This is a genomic window from Frateuria sp. GZRR35 (genome assembly GCF_051900415.1).
Taxonomy (GTDB): Bacteria; Pseudomonadota; Gammaproteobacteria; order Xanthomonadales; family Rhodanobacteraceae; genus Frateuria_A.
Genome location: NZ_JBHZGL010000016.1, coordinates 61,059 through 68,212 on the forward strand (window position 1 = coordinate 61,059; position 7,154 = coordinate 68,212).

A 7,154-nucleotide genomic window follows, 5' to 3' on the forward strand; every position below is an offset into this window, starting at 1 on the left:
TATCATGCGCAGGCAATCCATACAGGTTCCGCACGCATGCCCCGACTCCTGCTGGCCCTCCTGCTGTTCCTGCCCCTGGGCGTCGCCGCCCAGGCCGCGCCGCCGCCGGCAAGCACCAGCGCCACGCCGCCCGCGCCAGGCCCGAAGGTGCTGGTGCACACCAGCGTCGGCGACATCACGCTGGAACTGTTCCCGGACAAGGCGCCCAAGAGCGTGGCCAATTTCCTGCAATACGTGCGCGAGGGCTTCTACGACGGCACCGTGTTCCATCGCGCCATCAACGGCTACCTGGTGCAGGGCGGCCTGTACACGCGCGACCTGCAGCCCAAGCGCACCCATCCGGCGATCGCCAGCGAAGCGGACAACGGCCTGTCCAACCTGCGCGGCACCGTGGCGGTGGCGCGCGGGGCCGATCCGAACTCGGGCACGGCGCAGTTCTTCATCAACCTGGTCGACAACCGCCGCCTCGACTACGCCGGCAACCAGAGCGGCCTGACCTGGGGTTACGCCGTGTTCGGGCGGGTGGTCGGGGGCATGGACGTGGTCGACAAGATCGCGGGCCTGCCGACCCGCGGCCAAGGCCCGTTCGCCGCCGACGTGCCCTACCCGCTGCCGGTCATCCAGAGCGTCCGCGTGATCGGCGGCGAAGAGACCCCCGCCTCCGCCACCAGCGCCAAGGCACCCGCCAAGGCCAGCAGCGTGGCCAAGCCGGCCGGCAAGAAGGGCGGCTGATGGCCAGCCTGTTCATCGCCGACCTGCACCTGGACGACAGCCGCCCGCACATCACCGAGCTGTTCGAGCGCTACCTGGCCGGCGACGAAGTGCGCCAGGCCGACGCGCTGTACATCCTGGGTGACCTGGTCGAGGCCTGGGTCGGCGACGACGACGACGCCGAGCTCCCGACCCGTATCGCCCGCGCCACGCAAGCGGTGCGCGCTTCGGGCCGGCCGGTGTACTTCATGCCCGGCAACCGCGACTTCCTGCTCGGCCAGGACTACGCCGACCGCGCCGGCCTGATCCTGCTCGAAGATGGCGTGGTACACGATCTTCATGGCCGCCCCACCCTGCTCATGCACGGCGACACGTTGTGCACTGACGACGTGGCCTACCAGGCGGTGCGCCGCCAGGTGCGCACGCCCGAATGGAAGGCCAACATCCTGGCGATGCCGCTGGAAGCGCGCCGCGCTTTCGCCGCCAAGGCCCGCGCCGACAGCCGCGCGCACACCGGCGCCACCATGGAATCGATCATGGACGTCAACGCCGATACCGTCGCACAAGCCATGCGCGGCGCCGGCGTCACCCGCCTGATCCACGGCCACACGCACCGACCGGCCGTCCATGAATTCACGCTCGATGGCCAGCCGGCACAGCGCATCGTGCTGGGCGACTGGTACGAACAGGGCTCGGTACTGCGCGTCACCCCCGACGCCGTCTATTTGACCGGCCTCCCCTTGTAGGAGCCCGCTTGCGGGCGATGCCCGTTGGCCGGCCTACGAAAGAGCATCGCCCGCAAGCGGGCTCCTACGGAAAAGCGGCGCGACGGGCGGGCGACTGTCACGGTGGCGCCTCGGCTACCATTGCCGTTTTCCGCCTTACTAAGGACCCCCTCCCATGCAGCTCGATCAGGTCAAGGCCGTCATCACCGGCGGCGCCTCCGGACTCGGCCACGCGGTGGCGCAGCATCTCGTCGCGCACGGCGCGAAGGTCGCATTGTTCGACGTCAACGAGGAGAAGGGCCAGCAGGCCGCGCAGGCGCTGGGCGATGCCGCGCGCTTCTACCGCACCGACGTCACCTCCGAGGAAGGCGTGACCGCCAACGTTGCCGCCGCGCGCGAGGCGATGGGCGGGCTCAACGTGGTGATGAACTGCGCCGGCATCCTGGGTGCAGGCCGCGTGCTGGGCAAGGAAGGTCCGATGGCGCTGTCGCAGTTCCAGGCCACCGTGATGGTCAATCTGGTCGGCAGCTTCAACGTGGCCAAGGCCGGTGCGGCGCTGATGCAGTCCAACGAAGCCGGCGAGGACGGCGAGCGCGGCGTGATCATCAACACCGCCTCGGTGGCCGCCTACGAAGGCCAGATCGGCCAGGCCGCGTATTCGGCCTCCAAGGGCGGCGTGGTCGGCATGACGCTGCCGATGGCACGCGAACTGGCCCGCTTCGGCATCCGTGTGGCGACTATCGCGCCGGGCATCTTCTGGACCCCAATGGTCGACGGCATGCCCCCGCAGGTGCAGGAATCGCTCGGCGCGTCGATCCCGTTCCCCTCGCGCCTGGGCAAGCCCGGGGAATTCGCACAGACCGTCGCGTTCATCCTCGGCAACCGCTACATCAACGGCGAAACCATCCGCCTCGACGGCGCGGTGCGGCTGCAGCCCAAGTAACCGGGATTCGGGAGACGGGATTCGGGATTCGCAAGGGCCCCGCATCCCGAACTCTTCGCCTTCCCAAATCCCGAATCCCGAATCACCAATCCCGGCGCCCCCAATGAAAGCTTCCGACGTCAAGAAAGGCAACGTGGTCGAGCACGACGGCACCGTCTACCAGGTGCGCGACATCGAGCGCAGCTCGCCCACCGCGCGCGGTGGCAACGTGACCTTCCGCTTCACCATGTATTCGATCCCCGGCGGGCGCAAGTTCGACCTGAGCCTGCGCGCGGACGACGACCTGAAGGAAATGGACCTGGTCCGCCGCGCGGCCAACTTCTCCTACATGGATGGCGAGGCGTTCGTGTTCATGGATGCCGAGGACTACACCCAGTACCTGCTCGGCCCCGAACTGGTCGGCGACAGCGCCGGCTACATCGTGGAGGACACCGAGGGCTACTACGTGCAGCTGATCGATGACGCGCCGGTCGGCCTGCAGGTGCCGACCAGCGTGATGCTGACGGTGGTCGACACCGCACCCGAGCTCAAGGGCGCCAGCGCGACCAAGCGCACCAAGCCCGCGCGCCTCAATACCGGCGTCGAGATCCAGGTGCCCGAGTACATCACCAACGAGGAAAAGGTCTGGGTGAACACGCTGACGGGCGAGTTCGCCGGGCGCGCCTGACGGCTGGCGATCCCGCCACGGGATCGCCCTTCCCCATCGTCCCCCGGGCGGAACAAGACCCGCCCCGGTAAAGCGGCCTCCTATACGGCGGTTCAACTAGCCTCGTGCAGAATCGCCTGTCCCCACCCCAGCGATTCGGCCCATGACCGCCAGCGTCTATTCGCTACGCGCCAACGTGCTGGAAAGCCTGACGCGGACCAAGCGTCCGGACGTCCCGCTGCGGGTGGTCGTGCGTAACACGCTCGCCGTGGTGCTGCCGCTGGCGATCGGCATGGCGACCGGGTACACCGCGGTCGGCCTGGGCATTGCCGCCGGTGCGCTCGACACGATGTTCTCCGACCAGCCCGGACCGTATCGCCAGCGCGTGCGGCAACTCCTGCTGGCCTCGCTTGCTGCGGGCCTGGCCGCCTTCGCCGGCTTCCTGATCGGCGGGCACCTGCCCTCGATGCTGCTGGCCACCGCCCTGGTCGGCTTCAGCGGCGGCATGCTGGTGGTGTTCGGTACCGATCTGGCCCGCGTGGGCATGACCAGCATGATCCTGCTGGTGGTCACCGCTGCCTATCCCACCTCGCCCGCACACGCGGCGGCGGGCGCCGGGCTGATCTTCGCCGGCGGCCTCCTGATGATGCTGTTTTCCGTCGCCGCCTGGCCACTGCAGCGCTACCGGCCCGAGCGGCAGGCGCTGGCCGTGGTTTACCGCGGTCTGGCCGCGGTCGCCCGGCAGCGCGCGCAGGACGACGAGGACGAGCCCGCGCTCAGCGGCGCGATGACCACGCTGCAGCAGACGCTGCTGGGCCGCTTCCACGCCCGCGGCCGCGCGATGGAAGCCTTCGGCGTGATGCTGGAACTGGCCGAACGCATCCGCCTGGAACTCACCGCGCTGGCCGACGGTTCGCCCGCCCACGCCGTGCCGCTGCGCTTCCGCGCACGCGTGGCGCGCGTACTCGACCATATCGCCGAGGCGCTGGAAGAAGGCGTCGCCCCCGACGCCGCCGAACGCGCGCTGCACGCACTGCGCACGATCGAACGTCATGCCGCCGAAACCAGCCCCCAGCGCGCGCTGCACGTGCATGCGCTGTCCGGTCAGCTGGCCGCTGCCGTGCGCAACGCCAACTGGGCCGGCAGCCGCGGCGAACAGCGCGCCGAATCCGCGGACCTGCGCCTGCCGGCTTCGCTGCGGCAAAGCTCCGCGCGCGCCATGTTGCTGGCCAACCTCACGCCGCGTTCGGTCGCGTTCCGCCATGCGGTGCGCTCCGCCGTGGCGCTGAGCCTGGCGCTGGCACTCTCGCGCGCACTTGAGCTCCCGCACGGCTACTGGCTGCCGATGACCGTCGCCATCGTCCTGCGCCCGGACTTCGCCGCCACCTTCAACTTCGGCCTGCTGCGCGTGGTCGGCACCGTGCTCGGCCTGTTGCTGACCACCGGGCTGCTGCATGTGATCCCGGACGAGCCGTGGGCGCATCTGGCGCTGATGGGCGTGCTGTGCATGGCGTTTCGCTACCTGGCCACCGCGCACTACGGCATTGCCGTGGCCGCGCTGACCGGCACCGTCGTGGTCCTGCTCTCCTTTGAAGGCGTCGCCCCGGGCGTCGCGGTGGCCGACCGCGTGATCAACACGGCGCTGGCCAGCGGCATGGCGCTCCTTGCCTACGTGCTGTGGCCGACCTGGGAGCACGGTCGCGCCCGTGCAGCGCTGGCCGACATGCTCGACGCCTACGCCGACTACCTGCGCGCCCTCGGCCGACCGCAGCGCCGCGGCACCCACCGCGAGACGCGCACCGCCGCCCGCACTGCACGCACCAATGCATTGGCTTCGCTCGAACGCATGCGGGCCGAACCCGCCACGCCGGCGGCGCTGGTCGACCTGGCGCAGGCGCTGTTCGCCAACGGCAATCGCCTGGCGCGCACCGCGATGACGCTGGAAGCGTTGCTGCAACACCGCCCGGGCCTGCCCGAGCAAGCCGAGGTGAGCGCCTTCGTCGACCACACCGCCACCGCGCTCCACGGCATCGCCGGCGCACTGCGGGAGCAGCGCGCGGTACTGGAGTTGCCCGACCTTCGCCTGCTCCAGCGCAGTCTCGGCGCGTTGCTGGCGATGTCCGAAGACCAGGCCAGCGCCGACCAGGTCGCCCGCCTTACCGACCGCCTGGTGGACAACGTCAACACGCTGGCCCACGTAGTCGGCCGCTGCCCGCAGGAGCCGGCCGCGCAGTCGGCCGGACGGCACGTACATCCGTGAGGCTTGCCCCATTTAATCGGGTACTTCCAGGCACTCGTATTGCGTAAATCCGCGGCCGATTCATCCACTCATTTTTTTGAAATGGGCGGGGCTGCGGGCCATTTTTCGGCTGTATTATTTCCTTGTATCACAAGGGGATTAAGACCGATGACGCGTTACGACCCGGCAGCTTTTCTCGCACCGCTTGATGGCGACTCGCCCACCGGCAGCGACCTCGAATACGATCCCGATTTCATGGCCCTCGAACGCGCCGCCGCGCCGCGCGCCGAACGCGCCATGGGCGACAGCGTCAAGGCGGCCGAGGAGCCGGACTGGGACGAAGTGGATTCGCTCGCCACCGGCCTGCTCCAGCGTTCGCGCGACCTGCGCGTGGCCACGCACCTGGCGACCGCCTGGATGCGCACCGGTGGCATGTCCGGCTGGGCCGCCGGTCTGGCACTGCTCCGTGGCCTGCTCGAAGACCATTGGGACGGCGTGCACCCGCAACTGGACGCCGAAGACGACGATGACCCGACCGCGCGCGTCAACGCCATCGCCGCCATTGCCAATCCGCTGGGGCTGCTCGCCTATTTCCGCAATACACCGTTCGTGCAATCGCCGCGATTGGGCCGGTTTTCGCTGCGTGACCTGCGCATTGCCAATGGCACGATGAAAATCGACGCCGGCGACGAGGCGCTGCCGAGCATGACGGAGATCGAAGCGTGCTGCCTCGATTGCTCCGAAGAGGAGCTTGCCGCCACGCTGGATGCGGCCACGCGCATCCTGGACGAAGCCAAGGCGATCGACCGGATTTTCAACGACCGTATCGGCACCGCCGGCCCGGACCTCAAGCCGCTGCTGACCGACAGCTACGAGTTGAAGAAATTCGTCGAGTCGCAGGCGGCACGACGCATGCCCGACATCGCAAGCGATACCGAAACCGCATCCGAAACCGGCGAGCCTGCTGCGCCTGGCCAGCGCGCCAGCGTCCCGGGCCGCATCGAAACGCCACAGGATGTGCTGCGCCGGATCGACGACATCTGCGACTACTACACGCGCTGCGAGCCCTCCAGCCCGGTTCCGCTGCTGCTGCGTCGCGCCCAGCGCCTGGTCGGCAAGAACTTCCTCGACCTGCTCAAGGACCTCGCGCCCGGCGGCGTCAGCGAGATGGAAGTGATCTCCGGCCCCAACGAGGACTGATCCGCTACGGCGCCGCCTCGCGGCGCCCTCCCGTGCGAGAAGGCGCCATACCCGCCGCGCAGGGCAAGCATCCGCCACAACGTCACCCGTCGAGGGAGAACATCCCATCTACGGTTCTCGCAGGCATTCCCGCGAGCCCCGGCCCCTCGCCCCAACCCTCTCCCCGGCGGGGAGCGCGAGCCAAGTGCGGCGCTCCGGCCCCCAAACGCGCAAGCCCTCTTGCCTCAACTCCCGAGCGCCCGCGGTAAAGCGGCGGCGGCTCCTCTAAGAGCAGGCGACTGACCAAGCAAGCGCACTGGCACCTAGCTTTTTAGTCACCCCGTGTTTAGCAGGCCATTTCTTTGGTTACTTTCTTTGGGCCAGCAAAGAAAGTGACCCGAGCGCCGGCAGGCGATCGAAAGCCGCGGCAGGCGAGCCAAGTCGCGGGGAGGCTGCGCAAGAACGACAAGCAAGGCAGCGCTCTCGCAGGCAGCCCCGCGAGCCCCGGCCCCTCACCCCAGCCCTCTCCCCAGAGGGGAGAGGGAGCCAAGTACGGCGCTCCAGCGTCCAAACGCGCAAGTCCTTTGCCTCAGCTCCCGAGCGCCCGCGGTAAAGCGGCGGCAGCTCCTCTAAGAGCAAGCGACTGACCAAGCAAAGCGAGGCGGCACCTAGCTCTTATCCCTCACCGGGCTTAGCCAGGCCGTTTCTTTG

At 68.8% G+C, this 7,154-nt stretch carries 6 protein-coding genes; all 6 read left to right on the forward strand.

Going from position 1 to position 7,154, the window contains the following annotated elements:
• The first annotated feature begins 36 nt into the window (after nt 1-36).
• Nucleotides 37-732 carry a peptidylprolyl isomerase gene (locus tag ACFWZ3_RS16055; RefSeq protein ID WP_439708682.1) on the forward strand — a complete coding sequence of 232 codons (696 nt, stop codon included), beginning with the start codon at nt 37-39 and terminating at the stop codon, nt 730-732.
• Nucleotides 732-1,457 (forward strand): UDP-2,3-diacylglucosamine diphosphatase, encoded by a 726-nt coding sequence (locus ACFWZ3_RS16060; RefSeq protein ID WP_439708683.1) that lies wholly within the window; start codon nt 732-734, stop codon nt 1,455-1,457. The genes ACFWZ3_RS16055 and ACFWZ3_RS16060 overlap by 1 nt, the downstream gene beginning before the upstream one ends.
• A gap of 154 nt (nt 1,458-1,611) precedes the next feature.
• Complete coding sequence (locus ACFWZ3_RS16065; RefSeq protein WP_439708684.1) at nt 1,612-2,379, forward strand: SDR family NAD(P)-dependent oxidoreductase; 768 nt, start codon at nt 1,612-1,614, stop codon at nt 2,377-2,379.
• A 103-nt stretch (nt 2,380-2,482) separates the two neighbouring features.
• Nucleotides 2,483-3,046 (forward strand): elongation factor P-like protein EfpL, encoded by a 564-nt coding sequence (efpL, locus tag ACFWZ3_RS16070; RefSeq protein WP_439708685.1) that lies wholly within the window; start codon nt 2,483-2,485, stop codon nt 3,044-3,046.
• A 142-nt stretch (nt 3,047-3,188) separates the two neighbouring features.
• Entirely contained in the window at nt 3,189-5,285 is a 2,097-nt protein-coding gene (locus ACFWZ3_RS16075; RefSeq protein WP_439708686.1) for an FUSC family protein, read from the forward strand.
• Nucleotides 5,286-5,432: 147 nt separating this feature from the next.
• Complete coding sequence (gene tssA, locus ACFWZ3_RS16080) at nt 5,433-6,464, forward strand: type VI secretion system protein TssA (protein WP_439708687.1); 1,032 nt, start codon at nt 5,433-5,435, stop codon at nt 6,462-6,464.
• Nucleotides 6,465-7,154: the final 690 nt, after the last annotated feature.

Excerpts from the sequence above, each read along its gene's own strand:
- ACFWZ3_RS16055 (WP_439708682.1), top strand. The coding sequence starts at position 37 with ATGCCCCGACTCCTGCTGGCCCTCCTGCTGTTCCTGCCCCTGGGCGTC.
- ACFWZ3_RS16060 (WP_439708683.1), top strand. The coding sequence starts at position 732 with ATGGCCAGCCTGTTCATCGCCGACCTGCACCTGGACGACAGCCGCCCG.
- ACFWZ3_RS16065 (WP_439708684.1), top strand. The coding sequence starts at position 1,612 with ATGCAGCTCGATCAGGTCAAGGCCGTCATCACCGGCGGCGCCTCCGGA.
- efpL (WP_439708685.1), top strand. The coding sequence starts at position 2,483 with ATGAAAGCTTCCGACGTCAAGAAAGGCAACGTGGTCGAGCACGACGGC.
- ACFWZ3_RS16075 (WP_439708686.1), top strand. The coding sequence starts at position 3,189 with ATGACCGCCAGCGTCTATTCGCTACGCGCCAACGTGCTGGAAAGCCTG.
- tssA (WP_439708687.1), top strand. The coding sequence starts at position 5,433 with ATGACGCGTTACGACCCGGCAGCTTTTCTCGCACCGCTTGATGGCGAC.